Genomic DNA, 20,966 nt, shown 5'->3' with positions numbered 1-20,966 from the left:
CTGGCCGCCGATTATACGTGTCGACGGCTATTTGAGCTCGAAACGAGCGTCGCCTGTCAGTCGGTACAACAATTCGAGACCTTGCGGCCAAGGTCCGTATCCGGATTGGCCATTGATGTGGCCAGCATTCTCCAGCCAGATCAGATCGCTGCCCCACGACTCGCTGAAGAAACGGGCTCGCTCCTGGGTGACATAAGGATCGTCCGTACTGGCGACGGTAATGGTCGGGAATGGCAGGCGTTGCGTCGACATCGGTGTGAAACCGCGAGTGCCTGGTGGATAGCTGTCCGCTTCCGTATCGCTGGGTGCCACGAGCAAAGCGCCGCGGACCTTGTACGCCTCTGGATAGTGCTCGGCCCAACGGGTGATCAAGGTGCAGGCCAGACTGTGGCAAACCAGCACGACTTCACCGTCGGTCGCCATGATTTCCTGATTGAGGCGCTCGACCCAATCCGCAGCGACCGGTGTTTCCCAGTCCTGTTGCTCAACCCTATGCAAATCGGGGAACTGCCGCTCCCACTGCGATTGCCAATGCGCTTCGCCCGAGTTAAACAGCCCCGGCAAAATCAAAACCCTGACTGACATCATTCGTCTCCTTTTGAATACGTGAGCAATATGCAGTGCCTTGGGTGGGCGAGTAAATCATGGATGCTCAGGCCCAGCAGGTCAGGAACGGTCACTGTGTCGAGGCAAACACTGTACCTGTAGGAGCTCACCGAGGTTACGAGGCCAGCGATAGTGGAGTGTCAGACAAACCGCCATCGCTGGCCTCGTAACCTCGGTGAGCTCCTACAGGATTCGGCCTGATCAGTTGCGCCGAGAACCGCAGACCCACGTAATAGTCATAGCTCTGCGTTATTTGCCTTGTATAGTTGCCACTTCACTTGATGGAGATGTTCATGCGCATTCCTACTCGTTTCATCGGCGGCGTTGTGGTCGCTACTCTGCTGACTCAACTCACCGCATGCGGCAGTATTTTCTACCCTGATCGACGCGGGCAGATCGACGGCAAGATTGACCCGGCAATCGCCGTGCTCGACGCCGTCGGCCTGCTGTTCTATGTGATCCCGGGCCTGATCGCCTTTGGCGTCGACTTCGCGACCGGTGCGATTTATTTCCCGCACGGCCAGAGCGCGCAGATTGACCCGCAAAAACTTCAACCAGCCGTTAATGCCGACGGCAGTGTTGATAACAGCAAGCTACAGGCCATTCTGGAAACAGAACTGGGCCGCTCGCTGCCACTGAACGATCCACGCCTGATCCAGCATCGTGGCAGTGTGCAACAACTGGCTTCACTGGGCCTCGCGCCGTCGGCCTGACTGTAATTTGAAGGAAGTACCATGAGCACCAGCCTCGAACACGCCCGCCTGTTGCGTCTCGCAACCCGGGCATCGCTGGCGGTCGCCAGTATCCTGATCGTCGCGAAGGCAGTGGCGTGGTGGCTCAGTGGCTCGGTCAGCCTGCTGGCCGGGCTGACCGATTCCCTGCTCGATGGAGCGGCATCGTTTCTCAACCTGCTGGCAGTGCATTACGCCCTGCGCCCTGCCGATGATGATCACCGTTATGGGCATGGCAAGGCGGAAGCGCTGTCGGGGATGGCTCAGGCACTGTTCATTGCCGTCAGCGCCTGCCTCATCGGCTTCCAGGCCGTGGAACGGATTCAGAACCCGGAACCGATTGGTGCGCCTGGCCTGGGCATTGCGGTCATGCTGCTTTCTCTGGCGCTAACCTTCGCTCTGCTGGCGCTTCAGCACAAAGTGATCAAGGAAACCGGCTCAGCCGCGATTCGCGCCGACTCGTTGCACTACCGCTCGGATATGTTGCTGAACATGGGCATCCTGCTGGCGCTGGTTCTGGCATGGTTTGGCTGGCAGCAACTGGACGCCTGGTTCGGCCTGGGCATTTCCCTGTACATCCTGTGGAGCGCTTTCCAGATCGCCCGGGAAACCATTTCGGTGCTAATGGACGAGGAATTGCCGGTGGATGTCAGCGCCCGCATGCTCGAACTGGCGTGCAGCGTGCCCGGCGTTCTCGGCGCGCATGACTTGCGCACGCGGATTTCCGGCAACCATTGGTTCGTGCAACTGCACCTGGAATTGCCCGGCAGCCTGACGTTGTCGGTCGCGCACGCCCTTTGCGATCAGGTTGAGGCCGCGATCAACAGCGAATACCCGAAGGCCGAAGTGCTGGTGCACGCCGACCCGCAGGAAGTGGTGCGACCCGCAACCGTCTGACTCAGTTGCTGCCTCAGTTGATGGTATAGCCGCGTCCCATCAGGCAAGCCACCATGGAGCGACGGTAGACCTGGATCATCGCCGGGGCATTGGGCGAATTCGGGTCATTTGGGTCAAAGCTGCTCTGCTCTACTGACCAGCGATAACAATCGTACTTGTCCTGCGCGACCTGCTCAGCATTCTGGCCATTGTTCGGGTACGCAATCGGGTCATACGGGCTGGATGCAGGCATTTGTGGCGTATAAACAGGCTCGACGTTTTGCGGCGGATAGGCCACCACATAATCCTGCGTGTCGTTCTGGTAGGTGTAGTAAGTCCCCGCAGCCACAAAGTACAGCGAACTGCCCATCCAGACTTCCTGAGAGTAAGCAGGCAAGCTGCGCACCCGCACCCCGTAGGGCGGCGTCACAATCACGTAGCGTGGGCCTTGTGGACGGTACCAATATCCGTCTGAGTAAAAGTAATCCAGGCCACGGTATGGAACGCGCGAGTAGTTACCCGGAACTCGATCGATGACATGCCCCGGGCGATATTGCGGGCCAGGGCCCCAGCCATTGCCGTGACCATCCGGGCGACCGGTCCAGTGATCGTTCGGGCGGTTATCGCCCCGGCTGCCGCGATAACCATTGTCCTGATAGTAGCCTTGGCGCGGCGGCTGAGTCTGACGCGCCTCACCTGGGCCACTCTGGATCGGCAGATTGTTCTGACGCTGATCTAACTGCTGACGATCTATCTGCCGCTGTTGAATCTGTTGCTGCTGGATTTGCTGCTGTTGCTGCCGTTCGGCCTGACGTTGCTGAATTTGTTGTTGCTGGATCTGCTGCTGTTGCTGGCGGTCAACGTCACGAATCTGTTGCTGCTGTTGACGCTCGACCTGCCGCTGCTGGTTCTGCTGCTCTTGAATCTGCTGCTGTTGTTGGCGATCAGCATTACGAATCTGTTGATCCTGCTGACGCTCGACGCCGCGCTGTTGATCACGCTGCTGCTGGATCTGTTGCTGATTCTGCCGCTGCTGGTTTTGCAGTTGTTGCGAAGCATTGGGTTGCTCGCGCTGCCCGCCAGAGCTGCCACGGATCTGATCACGTGGCGCGTCATCCCCGGCCAAAGCCTGAGTACTGATGCTTACACATAACAGGCTCAAGCCTGCCAAATGCCAGATACGCGATTTCATGCTTTCCTCACAGGGGCGCCGGATATATGTGGTTAAGACTGCATTATTGATGCGCCGTTCGCCGCATGCTATCAGGACGCTACTAGCGGCGAACACATCTGTGCACAAAGGAGCTAACCGTAAAAACGGCGCACAAAGAAAAGGGGGACCTGGCGGCCCCCCTTCGGGAATTTCGTCCTGGCTCAACGCTTGTGGCGTCGGCTCACCTCATGCCGTCTTCTGGACAGTATGTAGCCCGGGGGCCTTGCCAACCCTTTGGGGCTGGAGGCCGCAGCTGGCCTGATTGGGCGAGCCGCGCTGGACGCTATGTCCGGGCAGTGATTCTGTTTAAAAGAATAGGCCTGAGGCATCAGCACAGGATTGCTAATGTTGCTGGATAAAACATTACTTGCGCAATTTTTAGCTTCGGATGAATAATTCAGCGCAATCGAACCTAGGAAGGTGAACTTCGTGAGCAAACTCGACAGATATGACCTGAGTATTTTGGCGGAATTGCAGCGCGACGCGCGCATCTCCAATCAGGAACTGGCTGAACGTATCGGTCTGTCCCCTTCGCCCTGCTCACGACGCGTCAAGCAACTGGAAGACGACGGTTATATCGTCAGGCAGGTTGCACTGCTGGACCGAAAAAAACTCGGCCTGAACCTGACGGCCTACGTGCTGATTGGCATGGATCGACATACGCCAGACCGCTTCGAGAACTTCGAGGCGCAAATTCGCAACCTGCCACAAGTGCTCGAATGCAGCCTGGTGACCGGTATGGATGCGGACTATCAGTTGAAAGTGGTGGTGGCTGACATGGATCACTATCAGAAACTGCTATTAGGGCACCTTACCCGCATCGACGGTGTGACCAGCGTGAAATCGAGCTTTGTGCTCAATCAGGTTCTGGCCAGCACCGAGTTACCCTTGGTACACCTGCGCAACTGATGGTCTGGAGATAAGTCATGGAGCCTGAAGTTTTCGAGCAATGGATGATGACGATCCTCATCACCCTTCTTGTCGGCTTCATGGGCTTCATCGTCTGGGATCTGGCGAAAAAGTCCAAAGCCGGACGGTTTGGTACCCTGATCCTGTTCTTCGTGCTGGGCTTGGGAATTATGGCGTTTGTGATCAAGACCGTTGTGATTGCTTATCTAGAAAGCTAATGCAACTTCATGTGGGAGATTCTATGTTTGCCTGCAAGCACTGATCCCGCCCCGTAGGACTGGCTTTAGCCGGGAGGGAGTATTTCAGGCGAAGGATATTTAGCAAATGCTCCGACGTCCTCCCGGCTGCAACCGGTCCTACGGGATCGCGCGGTCTATGTGGGAGCAGAGCTTGCTCGCGACAGGGCTGGACGCGATTCACTTTAGACCGCGTTGCCTGTATCGCGAGCAAGCTCTACTCCCACAAGTTCTAACCCGCGCTACAACCTCGCAGGCACTTCCCGCCATTGCCCCTGATCAAGCCCTTCGATTGTCCAGTCGCCGATCCTCACCCGAACCAGCCTTAACGTCGGCAGACCTACCGCAGCGGTCATGCGCCGGACCTGGCGGTTGCGGCCTTCCTTGATGATCAGCTCCAGCCAACTGGTCGGCACGCTTTTACGAAAGCGCACCGGTGGGTCGCGCGGCCAAAGTTGTGGTTCGTCCAGTTGCCGTGCCTGAGCGGGCAAGGTCGGGCCATCATTGAGCTGCACGCCGTCACGCAATTGCTGCATCTGTTCGGCACTGGGCTCGCCTTCAACCTGCACCCAGTACGTCTTGGGCAGTTTGTGTTTCGGGTCAGCGATGCGTGCTTGAAGCTGGCCGTCGTTGGTCAGCAGCAACAATCCTTCGCTGTCCCGATCCAGTCGCCCGGCAGGATAAATACCGGGGATCTCGATGAAATCCTTGAGCGTCGCCCGCCCTTCAGCATCACTGAACTGGGTCAGCACATCGAATGGTTTGTTGAACAGGATCAGTTTTGGCTCGGCAGGCGGAGCCTTGGCGACACGGCGGTTTGCACCGGCATTGGCAGGTGATGGGCGACGAGCAGGAGGACGCTGGGTACGGGGCATGAAAGTTTTGGTATTCGGAAAACAGAAAGGGCCACTTTAATGGCCCTTTCGTTCATCACCTAATTAATCAACGGAACGGCGGCTCATCAAAGCTGCGCAGTTTGCGTGAATGCAGCGAGTTGAGCTGAGTGCGCATCAGGTCCAGCGCGGCAATACCGATCTTCAAATGCTGGCTGACCGCTCGTTCGTAGAACGCGTTGGCAGAGCCAGGCAGTTTGATTTCACTGTGCAGCGGTTTGTCCGAGACGCAGAGCAACGTGCCGTACGGAACCCGCAAGCGATAACCCTGAGCGGCGATGGTGCCGCTTTCCATGTCCACAGCAACTGCACGGGACAGGTTGATCAGCGGACGCTCCTGCGCCCAACGCAACTCCCAGTTACGGTCGTCATAGGTCAGCACCGTGCCGGTACGCAGCCGCTTCTTCAGGTCGTCGCCACGCTCGCCGGTGATCTGCGCTGCCGACTCCTGAAGAGCCAGCTGCACTTCGGCGAGGGCCGGGATCGGGATATGAGGCGGCAGTACGCGATCGAGAATCCCGTCGCGACGCATGTAAGCGTGAGCCAGCACATAGTCGCCGATCGTCTGGGACTGGCGAAGGCCGCCGCAGTGACCAATCATCAACCAGCAATGCGGACGCAGCACGGCGAGGTGATCGGTGATGTTCTTGGCGTTGGACGGGCCGACACCGATGTTGACCAGCGTCACGCCATGACCGTCTTCGGCGATCAGGTGATAAGCCGGCATTTGATAACGATGCCATACCACACTGGCAACAATGGCCTGCGCTTCACCGTGATCCATGCTCTTTTCGACGATGACGTTACCCGGCAACACCATGCGCACAAAGCGCGGGTCTTCGCGCAGCTTTTCCAGGCCGTGAACGATGAACTGGTCAACGTAGCGGTGATAGTTGGTCAGCAGGATCCACGGCTGCACATGACGCCAATCGCTACCGGTGTAATGCACCAGGCGACGCAACGAAAAATCGACCCGGGCGGCATCGAACAAGGCCAGCGGCAGTGGATCAGTATTGGCCCAGTCATAAAGGCCATCAGCGATGCCGTCGGTGGCGGCAGACAGGTCGGTGCTGGGGAAAACCCGCGCGAGCGCTGCAGCCGTTACGCCAGAGCCCGCCAGCTCATCGCCCTGCTCAACCACATAGGGGTACGGAATATTCTGTTCGCTGACGCCGACCTCAACCGTAATCGTGAAGTCGTTCATCAAGGGCCCGAGTTGTTCGAGCAGGTATTTGCGGAAGGCGGCCGGGTGAGTCACGGTCACGCTGTAGTTGCCCGGCAACTGGACCTTGGCGTAGGCCCGAGTGGTCAGCGGCACTTCGCCCTGACAGTGATAAGTCAGGCGTAACTCCGGGTAGCGAAACAGGGAACGCTGAGCTGCATCAGGCTCGACCCGGTCCTTCAGGTAGCGCTTGAGTGCCTGACTCAACGCACTGGTTGCGCGCTCATGCAGTTCAGCAAGGCGATCCACGGCTTGTTCGGGGGTATCCACGACGATAAAGGTTTCGGTCACGATTGGTATCCTTCTGATCTTGCAGTGGCCCATCTTGCCTGCATCGCAGAGGGAAGGCACTAGTGGCGTAGTGCGGAAGGTATTGCCTGGTCATGGTCAGGTGAGACCGACTTTAATTGGGAAAGGCCGGGATAAACACCAAATATTCCAGAGGTGCTACCAACTTACGGCATACATGGACTTGTGGGAGCGAGGCTTGCCCGCGATATGGGCGACTCGCTCTATCTGATACACCGCAGCGTCTATATCGCGGGCAAGCCTCGCTCCCACAAGTATCCAGGCAATCCCGGCGGGCTATGTGCCTCAGCCAACCATCGGAGTGGATCGTGCAACCAGCGCTTGCACATCAACACCTCTTGGCAGAGTGCCGTAAACCGAGCTTCGAGAAGCCAGACGACTGGCGATAAACGCATCGCTGACCGCCGCATTACCTGCTTCAAGCAGTAACTTGGCCTGCAGCGCCAAGGCGATGTCCTCAGTCAATTGCCGGGCGCGGTACTGGATATCGCTGGTATCTCTAAAGGCCGCTTTCAGACCATCGATACGTACAGCCAGATCCTGATCTCCATGGCCATCACCCAACTCGGCAAACAAGGTATCGAGCACGCCCGGCTCTTTGGACAAGGCGCGCAACACATCCAGACACTGCACGTTGCCGGAACCTTCCCACGTAGAGTTGACAGGCGCTTCGCGATACAGCCGCGGCAGGATGCTGTCCTCTACATATCCCGCACCGCCCATGCATTCAGCGGCCTCGTTGATCATGGCCGGTGCGCGTTTGCAGATCCAGTACTTGCCCACTGCCGTGACCAGTCGGGCAAAACGCGCCTCGTGCGGATCATCCAGATGATCCAGCGCACGCCCCATCCGCATGCTCAGGGCCAGCGCCGCTTCGCTCTCCAGCGCCAGATCAGCCAGGACGTTCTGCATGAGTGGCTGATCAGCCAACACCCGCCCGCCGACGCTACGATGAGCACAATGATGGGTCGCCTGGCTCAAGGCCTGACGCATCAGCGCGCTGGAGCCGACCATGCAATCAAAACGAGTCATGGCAACCATTTCGATGATTGTCGGCACGCCACGCCCCTCTTCTCCGATCATCCAGGCGAATGCGCCGCGAAACTCGACTTCACTGGAAGCGTTGGACCAATTGCCCAGCTTGTTCTTCAGTCGCTGTATGTAAAACTCGTTACGGGTGTCATCCGGGCGATGGCGCGGCAGCAAGAAACAGGTCAGCCCCTTGTCCGTCTGCGCCAGAGTCAAAAACGCATCGCACATCGGCGCCGAACAGAACCACTTGTGTCCGACCAGCTCATAAGCCTGCCCCGGACCCGGAGCACCGATGGGGTAAGCCCGGGTGGTGTTGGCCCGAACATCGGTACCGCCCTGCTTTTCGGTCATGGCCATGCCAATAGTCACACCCGCCTTGTGTGCCATGCCGACATTTCGTGGGTCATATTCGCAGGCGAGGATCTTCGGTAGCCACTGCTCGGCCAGCCCAGGCTGCACATTCAACGCAGGCACACTGGCAAAGGTCATGGTCAATGGGCATCCACTGCCTGCTTCGGCCTGGCTGTGCAGGTAGCTCATGGCCGCGCGCGCTACGTGAGCACCGGGCTGAGGATCCGCCCACGGCAATGACGGAATACCGTGTTCAACCGCCGTACGCATCAACTGGTGATAAGCAGGGTGAAACTCCACCAGATCGATGCGATGCCCATACCGGTCATGGCTGGCGAACACCGGTTTATTTTGATTGGCAAGAAAACCGGCTTCCATCAGAGGGCCACCCGCCAATGCACCGTAGGCATCAATTCGCGCCTCAGCCCAACCCGCACCGAAGCGGTCCGACCATTGTTGCAATGGCAGATCCAGACGGTAGAGATTGGCGCCATCGAGCGAGGGCGGTTGATTGGTGACTTCGTGGGTTTCGGCGAACTGATGCAGGTTCATGGCGATTTCCTCTCTGTCGGGCGCGCTTCAAACACAGCCAGACACGAAGTGAATCACGCACTCAGCCTATTAAAAAGCGCCATATACGACGAATTTGCGGCGCTTTTGCCTTGCTCCTCATAGACCACTGCGCAGCCTTACGGGCCGTTCAGTGAGCGCAGATGTTTGCGCTGAAACGCCGAGCGTCACTTTAAGCGCAAAGCAACTGCCCTCGCCGGGCGCAGAATGATGGCTAAGTCGCCCGCCCTGCAGTTCTATCAACTGCCGACAAATCGCCAGGCCGATGCCTAGCCCGCCATATTGGCGAGTCAATGAGCCGTCCACTTGAAAGAAATGCTGATAAAGGGTTGATTCGTCCAGTCGGGTAAAGCCTATACCGCTGTCGATTATCTCGATCAGCAGTTGAACCTGGCCCTCACCATGCTCCAGTTCCTGAACGCGAATTCTGACCGAGCCGAACTGAGTGAACTTAATGGCGTTATCCAACAGGCATTCCAGACACTGGCGCAGCTTGTATACATCCCCCACCAGATCGGTTCGCAATGGCTCAACCCAATCGACGGCTAACCTGAGCCCTTTGTTCTGCGCGGCTGCGTTGTAGTGCCCCTTGAGCGCCATGATGAGGCAGCGTAAATCGAAGGGCTCAGGCACGACGTGCAGCCGCCCGGCCTGCAACTCGGTGAGGGTCAGAATGCCGTTCACCATGCCCATCATGTCCTGCGCAGAACTGGCGGCAGTCTGATGGTAAGACGCAAGTTCGGGGTTCAGGTCTACGGTCTGCATCAACTCCAGCGAGCCGATCACGCCGTTCATGGGTGTGCGCAACTCATGAGTGAGGGTGGCGAGAAACTCATCCTTGAGCCGGTTGCTTGCCGCCAGTGCCTGGTTGGCCCGCTCCAGATTTTCCCCGGCCTGGCGCATTATCTGCGCATGTTCCTCGCGGCTTTGGTTGATCCGCACCGCCAACGCGATGGAAACAAGGGCCGCTTCCATGGCTGAGCCGATCTGGTTGGCGTACATGGTGAAGAACGTGTGCGGCAAATACCCCGACAACATGCCGACGTGAATCACACTGCCCAGCAGAAATGCAGCCCAGGCGAGAACGAAATACCGGGCCTCGCGAACCCCATGACACATCGCAGTGATACCAGCGACGAAGATCATCGCGGTGAATATCAGCATCAACCCACCGTACAAGCGAAACGCCAGGCCAAGATTAGGTGACAAGCTCAGCAACATCACCACACCTGCGGCTGCCATTACGAGCACCAGGGAGTGATCGAGCCAAAGGCCAACTTTCTTCGTTTGCAAAAAAGAACGGGCGAACTGACAGGCAAACAGCACCGACATCATCAGCAGGAACAAAGGCGCGACATTGGCGAACCACGGACTCTCTGGCCACAGAAACTCGACGCCAATGCCGTTAAGTGCCAGTTGATATAGCCCAAGAGGTGCGATGTAGAGAACGTAGTAGAGGTAGCTGACGTCACGCACGCCAAGATAGATGCACAGGTTGTAAATCAGCATGACCAGAAGTACGCCATACAACACGCCAAGCACATACATACGCGGCGGTTGTTCTTCCAGATAGGCGCTGCTGTCCCACAGACTCAAGGGGACCTGAATCGAGCCGGCGCTTTTCACGCGTAAGTAAATGGTCTTGCTTTGCCCAGGCTCAAGGCTGACTTCGAACAGATAGTTGGCTTGTTTGATCTGCCGGCTGGAGAACGGGAGCATGTCCCCGGTCTGCCAGGCAAGGTGCTGAGTGCCAAGAGCATCCGGCAAGTAAAAGTCCACGTAATCCATGGGGGGATAGGCCAGTTCCACCAGCCAGTCACGGTGAGCGGTGACGTCTCGGGGTAGATAGCGCAAATCAACCCTGAGCCAGAAGGCGGAGTTGGAAACGCCTGCGTTCAGGGTGTCGCTGCCAAGGTCGCGGAAGCTCGCAGACATCGCCGCAGAGCTGACATCACTGATCGTCGCTTCGCCGCTGACATCTTCAAAAACCTGAACTGCTCGGCCCAACGCAAGACTGCGAGTGCTCTCGTCGAAGTCGACGGCACTGGCTAGCTGCGACAACAAGGCGACCAGCATGATCAACAAATAGCGCATAAAGCCCCGGATAGATCCGTCAGTTGACGTCGCTAACCCCCTTCCATTGGAGCGACGCTTTCTGCAGTTCCTGATTTTTTTGGAGTAGTTCCAGTCAGTCTGAAACAACTATCTCAATGTGGGCCTGTTTGCACAGGCTCGCTCACTTCACACAGCCGTACCGGGTTAGTGCCATCACTATTTCATGCCAACGCTCTAAAGCATAGCTGCCAAAAGGTCTGATGCACTATTTTCTGAAATCGTTTAAAAGGCTCTAAATCAGCACTTACAGCCAGCCCGTGAATTTATAAAGTAAATTCACACCCTGAATATCTGCTCAGAATCTCCAATGGCCGTATGAAAATTCCGAGTCTGCTGAGCGGTGCCAAAAAAAGTTTAGTGGTAAGCTCGCGCACCATGAATATCTATAGCTCCCGCCCTGTTGTCCTCTGCCTCTCCGGTCACGATCCAAGTGGTGGTGCCGGTCTGCAAGCAGATATCGAAGCATTGCTCGCCCAGGGTTGCCATGCGGCCCCGGCAGTTACCGCACTGACCATACAAGACACCGTGAATGTCATTGACTTCAGGGTGCTGGATCGCGAGTGGGTACTGGCGCAAGCCAATGCAGTACTCAATGACTCGACCGTGGCGGCGGTAAAGCTGGGGATGCTCGGCTCTCTGGAAATGGTCGACACCGTCGTGCAGCTGCTTGAAGCGAACCCTCACCTGCCGATGGTCTGCGATCCAGTGCTGCGCGCTGGCGGCGGCGGGCGTCTGGGCAAGGATGAAGTCGGCTATGCCATGCGTGAACGCTTGCTGCCGCTGGCAACCATCGCGACGCCGAATCTGCCGGAGGCCCGTATCCTGGCCGAATTACCGGAAGGCACAGCTGACGAATGTGCTGAAAAGCTGCTGCCATTCTGCGAACACCTGCTGATCACCGGCGGGCATGGTGACGAGGTGGAAGTCCACAACCGCCTATATAGCCGTGGCGGTGAAACACGCACCTTTATCTGCCAGCGCCTCCCCGGCAGTTACCATGGCTCCGGCTGCACACTGGCCAGCGCTCTGGCAGGTCGTCTGGCACAAGGCGAAAACCTGGTCAGCGCCGTACAGACCGCGCTGGACTACACTTGGCGCACGCTGCGCGATGCTGAACAGCTGGGCAAAGGACAATTTGTTCCCCGGCGCCTGCCCCTGGATTTCTGTTCGTAACGCCACGTGATGAGGCTCTTTCTATGAAACTACGTGGCTTGTATGCCGTCACCGACAGTCGCCTGTTGGCTGGCAAATTCCTGTCTTACGTCGAGGCCGCCCTTGATGGCGGTGTCACTCTGCTGCAATACCGTGACAAGTCTGGCGATGAATCCAGACGCCTGCGAGAAGCCACCGCCCTGCTCAAGCTGTGCCAGCAGTACAAGACTCATCTGATCATCAACGATGATGCTGACCTGGCTGCGCGCCTGGATGTGGGTGTGCACATGGGCCAGACCGACGGCTCGCTGACCGATGCCCGCGCGCTGCTGGGCCATAAGGCCATTGTTGGCGCAACCTGTCACGGCAGCCTGGAAATGGCCGAAAAGGCTAAAGCAGATGGCGCCACTTATATCGCCTTCGGACGCTTTTTCAACTCTACGACCAAGCCTGACGCTCCTGCCATCGGGCTGGATGTGCTGGCCCAGGCTCGTGCCCGCTTCAACATGCCGATTGCTGTCATTGGTGGCGTTACCGTGGAAAACGCTCCGCAACTGGTTGAGCACGGTGCCGACCTGCTGGCGGTGGTACATGGCCTGTTCGGCGCCGAAAACACCCAGGAAGTCACCCGCCGCGCCCGCGCCTTCAATGCATTGCTCAACAGAGCCTGACCGCGCCCGGCCCTATTTCGATTAAGTCAGAGACCTACTCATGTCCCGTTCTGAAACCCTGTTCGCCAATGCCCAAAAACATATTCCCGGTGGCGTTAACTCGCCCGTACGCGCATTCAAGAGCGTCGGTGGCACACCGTTGTTCTTCAAGCATGCGGCCGGTGCCTATGTTACCGACGAAGATGACAAGCGCTATGTCGACTACGTGGGCTCGTGGGGACCGATGATCCTCGGCCATAGCCATCCTGAAGTGCTGGACGCCGTGCGTAGCCAACTGGAACACGGTCTGTCCTACGGCGCGCCAACCGCCATGGAAACCGAGATGGCCGATCTGGTCTGCTCGATCGTACCGTCGATGGAAATGGTCCGCATGGTCAGCTCGGGCACTGAAGCAACCATGAGCGCCATTCGTCTGGCCCGTGGTTTCACCGGCCGCGACAGCATCATCAAGTTCGAAGGCTGCTATCACGGTCACTCCGACAGCCTGTTGGTCAAGGCCGGTTCCGGCGCACTGACCCTGGGCGTACCGAGTTCACCGGGCGTACCCGCCGCATTCGCCAAACACACGCTGACCGTACCGTTTAACGACCTGAACGCCGTTAAAGAATTGCTGGCCGAAGTGGGCCAGGAGGTCGCGTGCATCATCGTCGAGCCGGTGGCGGGCAACATGAACTGCGTACCGCCAGCACCGGGTTACCTGCAAGGTTTGCGTGCACTGTGCGACGAGTACGGCGTGGTGCTGATTTTTGACGAAGTCATGACCGGTTTCCGGGTAGCCCTTGGCGGCGCGCAGGCTTACTACGGCGTGACACCGGACCTGAGCACCTTCGGCAAAATCATTGGCGGCGGCATGCCGGTTGGCTGTTTCGGCGGCAAACGCGAAATCATGTCTCACATCGCGCCACTCGGCCCGGTTTATCAGGCAGGCACGCTCTCGGGTAACCCATTGGCCATGGCGGCCGGGTTGACCACCTTGCGCCTGATCAGCCGCCCGGGTTTCCACGACGAACTCAGCGACTTCACTCGCCGCCTGCTTGAAGGCCTGCAACAACGCGCTGATGCAGCAGGCATCCCCTTCGTGACCACCCAGGCGGGCGGCATGTTTGGTCTGTATTTCAGTGAAGCCAAGGAAATTGTGACGTTCAATGACGTCATGACCAGCGACGCTGATCGCTTCAAGCGCTTCTTCCACCTGATGCTTGAGGGTGGCGTTTACCTGGCCCCGAGCGCATTCGAAGCAGGTTTCACTTCCATTGCCCATGGCGATGAAGAATTGAAGCTGACCCTGGATGCCGCCGAAAAGGCGTTTGCGGCGTTGAAATAAGGGCGGCATGAACCCTGGCAGGAGCTAACTTGTTAGCGAGACGGTATCCCTGATACACCGTCTCGCCAACAAGTTAGCGCCTACCGGGCATACCGCACCCCGCAAAACCGGGCTTTTCAGCCCCGCGCAGCAGAAAATCAGTAAAGACTTTGTAAGGTTGGCCCCGCTTATTTCATAATGCGCAGCCAGCACGTTTAGCTGGACGGGCACGCCCGCACCTTTTTCAGAGGTAAGTCGATTCCCATGAACCGCACCGGCCGCACCCTTGCATTGGGCTGCCTGTTGCTTATTCATCCCCTGCTGGCGAATGCAGGCGGCAACTCGTTGTTAATCCCAGCGGTGGGTCGTTGCACTCTAAATACCCAGCCAGACAACCTGCCAGCGGCGCTTTCCGCCTGTCAGCAGGCCGCGCAGTCCGGGGATGCACAGGCACAATACGAGTTGGGCGAGTTTTACTACGACGGTAAACACGCGCCACGTGACTTGCCCAAAGCACTGGGTTACTTCGAGCAGGCTTCGCTGCAGGGTCACGCGCAGGCGCAGTACCAGCTCGGCCTGATGTTCTCAAAGGGTGAAGGTGTGCAGGCCAATAATATTCAGGCGTATATCGTACTGAAGATGGCCTCGGTGAATGGCTCAGAAGACGCACTGGACGCAGCCGATGAAGTCTCCGAGCACATGCAGCGCGACGAGCTTGAAGTCGCCACTCAAGTGCTGGGCCAGATTTTCCGCAAGTATCTGCTGGAATTGCAGACAGCTGAAGGGCGTACGCCGTTTGCTCCGCTGCCGTAGAAATTACGGCAGCTTCGTCATTCATCCTTTCTGCGTTACTTATCCGGCATCGGCATAGGAAACGGCATCACGTTGCTGGTGCCGCGGGCTTCGCTGATCTTCGGCGTGCCGATTCGCTCGACTTCATCAATGCGCACGATCGAATGCATGGGCACAAAGCTGCGCACCACGCCTTCGAACTGCGCCTTGAGCTTTTCTTCGCTCGGATCCACCACAACCGTCGTGCGCTCGCCAAAGACGAATTCCTCAACTTCAAGGAAACCCCACAGATCGCTTTGATAGATCTGCTTGGCGTACATCTCGAACACCTGGCCTTGATTGAGGAAAATCACTTTGTAGATTGGAGCTTCGCGTTTGGTCATAAAGGGCGGGTAAGAATCGGGGACATAAAAGAGGGCGCGAACTATAGCATGCCCGTTCGGTAGAGGACGCTAGGAAGCAGAGACCGTCGCCACTATAATGCGCGGTTCTTTGAACCACCTGATGACGGACGCATGGCCAAGAAGCTTTATATCGAAACCCACGGTTGCCAGATGAACGAGTACGACAGCTCGCGCATGGTCGATCTGCTGGGCGAACATCAGGCCCTGGAAGTCACCGCTCGTGCGGAAGATGCCGACGTCATCCTGCTCAACACCTGTTCAATCCGCGAGCGCGCCCAGGACCGTGTCTATTCCCAGCTGGGCCGCTGGCGCGAGCTGAAACTGGCCAATCCGGAGATGGTGATCGCCGTTGGCGGTTGCGTCGCCAGCCAGGAAGGCGCGGCTATTCGAGATCGCGCACCCTACGTGGACGTGGTTTTTGGCCCACAAACCCTGCACCGCCTGCCGGAAATGATCGACGCAGCCCGCTTTACGCGCCTGCCGCAGGTCGACGTTTCTTTCCCGGAAATCGAAAAATTCGACCATTTGCCCGAGCCTCGTGTCGATGGCCCGAGCGCCTACGTGTCCGTGATGGAAGGCTGCAGCAAATACTGCACGTTCTGTGTTGTGCCCTATACCCGGGGCGAAGAGGTCAGCCGGCCTTTCGATGACGTGATCGCCGAGGTGATTCACCTGGCCGAAAACGGTGTGCGTGAAGTGACGCTGCTCGGGCAGAACGTCAATGGTTATCGCGGCACCACACATGATGGACGCGCCGCCGACCTGGCCGATCTGATCCGGGTTGTAGCTGCGGTGGATGGCATCGACCGCATTCGCTACACCACCTCGCACCCTCTGGAGTTCTCTGACAGCCTGATTCAGGCCCACGCCGAAGTGCCGGAGCTGGTCAAGCACCTGCACTTGCCGGTGCAGTCGGGGTCGGACCGTATTCTGGCCGCCATGAAACGCAACCACACCACGCTTGAATACAAGTCCAGAATCCGCAAACTCAAGGCTGCCGTGCCAGGGATCAGCATCAGTTCGGACTTCATCGTCGGTTTCCCGGGCGAGACTGAAAAAGACCATGAAAACACCATGAAGCTCATCGCCGACGTCGGCTTCGACTTCTCGTTTTCCTTCATCTACAGCCCGCGCCCCGGCACTCCGGCAGCAGATCTGAACGATGAGACTCCTGAAGCGCTGAAAAAAGAGCGCCTGGCTGCCTTGCAGCACCGCCTGAACCAGCAGGGTTTCGAGATCAGCCGACAAATGGTCGGCAGCACCCAGCGCATTCTGGTGACCGACTATTCGAAAAAAGACCCGGGCGAACTGCAGGGTCGCACCGAGAACAACCGGATCGTCAATTTCCGCTGCGACAACCCCAAGCTGATCGGCCAGTTTGCCGACGTACACATCGACGACGCCCAGCCTCACTCGTTGCGCGGGTCGTTGTTGAACTAAACCTTTGCTGTAGCGAGGCTTGCCCGCGAATGCGTCATATCTGGTGCATATGCGTTGTCTGACACACCGCCTTCGCGGGCAAGCCTCGCTCCAACAGCCTCTCCATTACAAGGTTTATCAAGTCAAAGCTTTCGCACTCAGGTCACAGGGTTTATCCTTCGTTTCACCTTAATTGCCCCAGGGCGGCTAAAAACGACCTTGAACGTACAAGTCGAACCACATCGTTTCATCCTCGAACCCTTCGAGGCTCATCGCTTCGCAAATCTCTGCGGGCAACTCGACGAGAACCTGCGTCTCATCGAACAGCGCCTGAATATCGAGATCCGCAACCGCGGCAGTCAGTTCGAACTGATTGGCGAGCCCAAGCAAACCACCTCAGCCGAAAACCTGTTGCGCCGCCTGTATCGGGAAGCCAAAAGCTCCGAACTGTCGCCCGACATGGTCCACCTGTTCCTGCAGGAATCCGGCGTGGAAGAGCTGGACAACCATCCGGCCGCCGACCCAGGCGTGGCTCTGCGCACCAAAAAAGGCATGATTCGCCCCCGCGGCTTGAATCAGCAGCGCTACGTCAAGGAAATCCTCGGTAACGACATCAACTTCGGCATCGGCCCGGCGGGTACCGGCAAGACCTATCTTGCTGTGGCCTGCGCCGTGGATGCGCTGGAGCGTGAGCAGATCCGACGCATCCTGCTGGTGCGACCGGCCGTTGAAGCGGGTGAAAAGCTCGGCTTCCTGCCCGGTGATCTGGCACAGAAAATCGACCCTTACCTGCGCCCGCTTTACGATGCGCTTTACGAAATGCTGGGCTTCGAATATGTCGCCAAGCTGATCGAAAAGCAGGTTATTGAAGTCGCACCGCTGGCGTACATGCGCGGTCGTACGCTCAATAACAGCTTCATTATCCTCGACGAAAGCCAGAACACCACGGTCGAGCAGATGAAGATGTTCCTGACCCGGATCGGCTTTGGCTCCACTGCCGTCATAACCGGCGACATCACTCAGGTTGACCTGCCCAAAGGCACCAAGTCCGGCCTGACTCATGTCATCGAAGTGCTAAAGGACGTTCAGGGCATCAGCTTCACGCACTTCAAGCCCAAGGACGTGGTCCGTCACCCACTGGTGCAGCGCATCGTCGAAGCCTACGAGCGCTTCGAAGACCGCAACAGCGACGCGCCGCCAGCTACGACCAATTCCTCACGGGAATACCGCCGCGATGCTTGAGCTGGACCTGCAAGTAGCGAGTGAAGCGAATCTCCCAAGCGAAGCCCAGTTCCGCCTTTGGTGCGAAATGGGCTTGCGCCAGCGCAGTGCCGATTCCGAGCTGACCATCCGGCTGGTGGATGAAACCGAAGGCCGTGAGCTCAATCACACATGGCGACACAAGGATTACGCGACTAATGTGCTGTCGTTCCCTGCTGACGTGCCCGACGATATGCTGGATATACCGCTGCTCGGTGACCTGGTCATCTGTGCACCGGTAATTGCCCGTGAAGCACAGGAACAAGGCAAGGCGATCGACGCACATTGGGCGCACATGGTCATTCACGGTTGTCTGCATCTGTTGGGTTACGACCACATCGACGATGACGAAGCCGAGGAAATGGAAGCGCTGGAACGAACGTTGCTTGGAGAGTTGGGCTATCCCGATCCCTATGCCGACGACGAACACGACGAACCTCCACATTCAGCAATACCAAGCAAGGACAACGAGTAAGGGCTATGAGCGAAGATCGATCGAGCAACGGGCAAAAGTCATGGCTGGGTAAGCTCACCCAGGCTTTTGCCCATGAGCCGAAAAACCGCCAGGAGCTCCTTGAGCTGCTGCGCGAAGCCCACCAGAACAAGCTGCTGGACAGCGAAGCGCTGGCCATCGTCGAAGGCGCCATTCAGGTAGCAGACCTGCAAGTGCGCGACATCATGGTGCCGCGCTCGCAGATGATCAGCATCAAGGCCAGCCAGGCGCCGCGGGAGTTTCTCCCGGCAGTCATCGACGCCGCCCACTCACGTTACCCGGTCATCGGCGAAAGCCATGACGACGTACTCGGCGTATTGCTGGCCAAGGATCTACTGCCTCTGATCCTCAAGGAGGATGGCGGCGAAGGCGACATCAAGAACCTGCTGCGCCCCGCCACCTTCGTGCCCGAATCCAAGCGCTTGAACGTGCTGCTGCGTGAATTCCGCGCCAACCACAACCACATGGCCATCGTTATCGACGAATACGGTGGCGTGGCCGGACTGGTGACCATCGAAGACGTACTGGAACAGATCGTCGGCGATATCGAAGACGAGCACGACGTAGAGGAAGACAGCTACATCAAACCTCTGCCGAGTGGCGATTTTCTGGTCAAAGCGCTCACGCCCATCGAAAGCTTTAACGAGTTCTTCGACAGCGAGTTCTCTGATGACGAGTTCGATACAGTTGGCGGCCTGGTGATGAGCGCGTTCGGGCACCTGCCCAAGCGTAATGAAATCACCGAAATCGGCGCGTATCGTTTCCGGATTCTCAATGCTGACAGCCGTCGTATTCACTTGCTACGCTTGAGCCCTATTTCACGCTCGTAACGCCCCCCCGTTCTAAGGAATGTAAATGCGCTGGATCTCCCGCCCCGGCTGGCCCGGTAACCTGCTGGCTGTGGTGGCTGGCGCGCTTACCACCTTCGCTTTAGCCCCCTACGATATCTGGCCGCTGGCCCTGATCGCGCTGGTCTTGTTCTACCTCGGTCTGCGCGACCTGCGTCCACGTCAGGCGCTGGGGCGTGGCTGGTGCTTTGGCTTTGGCCTGTTTGGTGCTGGCACCAGCTGGATCTATGTCAGCATTCATAACTTCGGCGGCGCATCGGTTCTGCTTGCCGGATTCCTGATGCTACTGTTCATCGCCTGTATTGCCTGGTTCTTTGCCCTGCCCGCCTGGGTGTGGGCACGCTGGATCCGCCGCAACGAAGCCCCGCTAGCCGATGCACTCGCTTTTGCAGCCTTGTGGCTGGTTCAAGAGGCGTTCCGCGGCTGGTTTCTCACCGGGTTCCCGTGGCTCTACTCCGGTTACAGTCAACTTGATGGGCCACTGGCAGGGCTCGCGCCGCTCGGCGGGATGTGGCTGGTGTCCTTCACCCTGGCACTGACGGCTGCGTTGTTGTGCAATATTTCAAGGCTGCGGGCGCGCAAGTCGTTCCTGGCTGCGGGCGTGGTTCTGCTGGTCGGGCCGTGGATTATCTCTCTGGCACTCAAAGGTCACGCCTGGACGTCCCCTGCCGGTGCGCCGCTGAAAGTGGTTGCGATGCAGGGCAACATCGAACAGCAGATGAAATGGGACCCCGAGCAGCTCAACGCGCAATTGGCGCTGTATCGCGACATGACTTTCCGCTCGCAACAGGCCGACCTGATCATTTGGCCGGAAACAGCCGTGCCGGTGCTCAAAAGCTCCGCTGAAGGCTATCTGAAAATGATGGGGCAATTCGCGACGGAGCGGGGTTCAGCACTGATTACCGGCGTCCCACTGCGTGAATCCAATGATCGCGGCAGCTACAGCTACTACAACGCCATAACCGTAGTGGGTCAGGGCGAAGGCACTTATCTGAAACAAAAGCTGGTGCCGTTTGGCGAGTACGTTCCGTTGCAGGACCTTCTGCGTGGTCTGATCGCCTTTTTTGACCTGCCCATGTCCGACTTCGCTCGCGGTCCGAGCGATCAGGCAATGCTGCAAGCCAAAGGCTACCGGATCGCGCCATTCATTTGCTATGAAGTGGTTTACCCCGAGTTTGCCGCCGGGCTTTCTGCGCAAAGCGATTTACTGCTGACGGTGAGTAACGACACGTGGTTCGGCACCTCCATCGGCCCGCTTCAACACTTGCAAATGGCGCAGATGCGCGCGCTGGAAGCTGGCCGCTGGATGATTCGAGCGACCAACAACGGCGTTACAGCACTGATTGACCCGTTTGGAAAAATCACCACCAGCATCCCCCAGTTCGAACGCGGCGTGATGTACGGCGAAGTTGTGCCGATGCAGCAACTGACACCGTACCTGCGCTGGCGCTCCTGGCCATTGGCGATTGTTTGCGTCCTGCTGATTGGCTGGGCACTGGTGGCGAGCCGGATTTCCAAGACGGTGTAACAACACCGCTCCTACGGAAAAATGCAGTCTATG

At 58.0% G+C, this 20,966-nt stretch carries 20 protein-coding genes; 13 read left to right on the top strand and 7 right to left on the bottom strand.

The annotated features are described in order from the left end of the window. Nucleotides 1-27: 27 nt before the first annotated feature. Nucleotides 28-585, bottom strand: coding sequence for an RBBP9/YdeN family alpha/beta hydrolase (locus AUC61_RS19770; protein WP_243247848.1), 558 nt, complete (start codon nucleotides 583-585; stop codon nucleotides 28-30). Between the two features lie 314 nt (nucleotides 586-899). Between AUC61_RS19770 and AUC61_RS19765 the strand changes: the two genes are divergently transcribed. Both AUC61_RS19765 and AUC61_RS19760 read left to right on the top strand, forming a co-directional pair. Beyond that, complete coding sequence (locus AUC61_RS19765; RefSeq protein ID WP_122662512.1) at nucleotides 900-1,319, top strand: polyribonucleotide nucleotidyltransferase; 420 nt, start codon at nucleotides 900-902, stop codon at nucleotides 1,317-1,319. A gap of 21 nt (nucleotides 1,320-1,340) precedes the next feature. Further along, entirely contained in the window at nucleotides 1,341-2,234 is an 894-nt protein-coding gene (locus AUC61_RS19760; protein WP_243247847.1) for a cation diffusion facilitator family transporter, read from the top strand. Nucleotides 2,235-2,247: 13 nt separating this feature from the next. On the opposite strand, the gene AUC61_RS19755 is transcribed toward AUC61_RS19760, so the two are convergent. Further along, a complete protein-coding gene (locus tag AUC61_RS19755) occupies nucleotides 2,248-3,405 on the bottom strand; it encodes a DUF6515 family protein (protein ID WP_243247846.1) in 1,158 nt (385 codons plus the stop codon). A 450-nt stretch (nucleotides 3,406-3,855) separates the two neighbouring features. Here AUC61_RS19755 and AUC61_RS19750 point away from each other — a divergent pair, with 450 nt between their 5' ends. Together AUC61_RS19750 and AUC61_RS19745 are read left to right on the top strand one after the other, a co-directional pair. Beyond that, the gene (locus tag AUC61_RS19750; protein ID WP_027901835.1) at nucleotides 3,856-4,335 is read left to right on the top strand and encodes an Lrp/AsnC family transcriptional regulator; all 480 of its coding nucleotides are present in this window, start codon (nucleotides 3,856-3,858) and stop codon (nucleotides 4,333-4,335) included. 17 nt (nucleotides 4,336-4,352) lie between these two features. Next, nucleotides 4,353-4,553, top strand: coding sequence for a DUF2788 domain-containing protein (locus AUC61_RS19745; protein ID WP_122662507.1), 201 nt, complete (start codon nucleotides 4,353-4,355; stop codon nucleotides 4,551-4,553). A gap of 260 nt (nucleotides 4,554-4,813) precedes the next feature. Here the strand turns inward: AUC61_RS19745 and AUC61_RS19740 are convergent, their stop codons facing one another. From AUC61_RS19740 to AUC61_RS19725, 4 genes are all read right to left on the bottom strand, one after another. Next, nucleotides 4,814-5,446 carry a pseudouridine synthase gene (locus AUC61_RS19740; RefSeq protein ID WP_243247845.1) on the bottom strand — a complete coding sequence of 211 codons (633 nt, stop codon included), beginning with the start codon at nucleotides 5,444-5,446 and terminating at the stop codon, nucleotides 4,814-4,816. 67 nt (nucleotides 5,447-5,513) lie between these two features. Further along, nucleotides 5,514-7,010, bottom strand: a complete 1,497-nt coding sequence (gene amn / locus AUC61_RS19735) for an AMP nucleosidase (RefSeq protein WP_243247844.1) — start codon at nucleotides 7,008-7,010, stop codon at nucleotides 5,514-5,516. A 270-nt stretch (nucleotides 7,011-7,280) separates the two neighbouring features. Next, entirely contained in the window at nucleotides 7,281-8,930 is a 1,650-nt protein-coding gene (locus AUC61_RS19730; RefSeq protein WP_243247843.1) for an acyl-CoA dehydrogenase family protein, read from the bottom strand. A gap of 117 nt (nucleotides 8,931-9,047) precedes the next feature. Then, nucleotides 9,048-11,042, bottom strand: coding sequence for a sensor histidine kinase (locus AUC61_RS19725; protein ID WP_243247842.1), 1,995 nt, complete (start codon nucleotides 11,040-11,042; stop codon nucleotides 9,048-9,050). 396 nt (nucleotides 11,043-11,438) lie between these two features. Here AUC61_RS19725 and AUC61_RS19720 point away from each other — a divergent pair, with 396 nt between their 5' ends. The 4 genes from AUC61_RS19720 to AUC61_RS19705 all read left to right on the top strand — a co-directional run bounded on the left by AUC61_RS19720 (nucleotide 11,439) and on the right by AUC61_RS19705 (nucleotide 15,002). After that, nucleotides 11,439-12,236 (top strand): hydroxymethylpyrimidine/phosphomethylpyrimidine kinase, encoded by a 798-nt coding sequence (locus tag AUC61_RS19720; protein ID WP_243247841.1) that lies wholly within the window; start codon nucleotides 11,439-11,441, stop codon nucleotides 12,234-12,236. 23 nt (nucleotides 12,237-12,259) lie between these two features. Next, nucleotides 12,260-12,886 (top strand): thiamine phosphate synthase, encoded by a 627-nt coding sequence (gene thiE / locus AUC61_RS19715; protein ID WP_243247840.1) that lies wholly within the window; start codon nucleotides 12,260-12,262, stop codon nucleotides 12,884-12,886. Nucleotides 12,887-12,926: 40 nt separating this feature from the next. After that, the gene (gene hemL, locus AUC61_RS19710) at nucleotides 12,927-14,210 is read left to right on the top strand and encodes a glutamate-1-semialdehyde 2,1-aminomutase (protein ID WP_243247839.1); all 1,284 of its coding nucleotides are present in this window, start codon (nucleotides 12,927-12,929) and stop codon (nucleotides 14,208-14,210) included. A gap of 243 nt (nucleotides 14,211-14,453) precedes the next feature. Then, nucleotides 14,454-15,002: a tetratricopeptide repeat protein gene (locus AUC61_RS19705; protein ID WP_122662495.1), complete on the top strand. Its 549-nt coding sequence runs from the start codon at nucleotides 14,454-14,456 to the stop codon at nucleotides 15,000-15,002. Nucleotides 15,003-15,037: 35 nt separating this feature from the next. Here the strand turns inward: AUC61_RS19705 and AUC61_RS19700 are convergent, their stop codons facing one another. Continuing rightward, nucleotides 15,038-15,364, bottom strand: coding sequence for a DUF1820 family protein (locus tag AUC61_RS19700; RefSeq protein WP_087267690.1), 327 nt, complete (start codon nucleotides 15,362-15,364; stop codon nucleotides 15,038-15,040). A gap of 132 nt (nucleotides 15,365-15,496) precedes the next feature. On the opposite strand from AUC61_RS19700, the gene miaB reads away from it, so the two are divergent. From miaB to lnt, 5 genes are all read left to right on the top strand, one after another. After that, nucleotides 15,497-16,825, top strand: a complete 1,329-nt coding sequence (gene miaB / locus AUC61_RS19695; protein ID WP_243247838.1) for a tRNA (N6-isopentenyl adenosine(37)-C2)-methylthiotransferase MiaB — start codon at nucleotides 15,497-15,499, stop codon at nucleotides 16,823-16,825. 198 nt (nucleotides 16,826-17,023) lie between these two features. After that, nucleotides 17,024-18,046 (top strand): PhoH family protein, encoded by a 1,023-nt coding sequence (locus AUC61_RS19690; protein WP_243247837.1) that lies wholly within the window; start codon nucleotides 17,024-17,026, stop codon nucleotides 18,044-18,046. Continuing rightward, nucleotides 18,039-18,539 (top strand): rRNA maturation RNase YbeY, encoded by a 501-nt coding sequence (gene ybeY, locus AUC61_RS19685; protein WP_243247836.1) that lies wholly within the window; start codon nucleotides 18,039-18,041, stop codon nucleotides 18,537-18,539. Before AUC61_RS19690 ends, ybeY begins: the two co-directional genes overlap by 8 nt. Nucleotides 18,540-18,544: 5 nt before the next feature. Continuing rightward, nucleotides 18,545-19,387 (top strand): HlyC/CorC family transporter, encoded by an 843-nt coding sequence (locus tag AUC61_RS19680; protein ID WP_243247835.1) that lies wholly within the window; start codon nucleotides 18,545-18,547, stop codon nucleotides 19,385-19,387. 25 nt (nucleotides 19,388-19,412) lie between these two features. Beyond that, nucleotides 19,413-20,933 (top strand): apolipoprotein N-acyltransferase, encoded by a 1,521-nt coding sequence (gene lnt, locus AUC61_RS19675; RefSeq protein ID WP_243247834.1) that lies wholly within the window; start codon nucleotides 19,413-19,415, stop codon nucleotides 20,931-20,933. Nucleotides 20,934-20,966 lie beyond the last annotated feature (33 nt).

It is taken from the genome of Pseudomonas maioricensis (assembly GCF_022790535.1).
Lineage (GTDB): Bacteria > Pseudomonadota > Gammaproteobacteria > Pseudomonadales > Pseudomonadaceae > Aquipseudomonas > Aquipseudomonas maioricensis.
The sequence above is the reverse complement of the archived record's forward strand: the minus strand, read 5'-3'. Positions and strand labels throughout refer to the sequence as shown.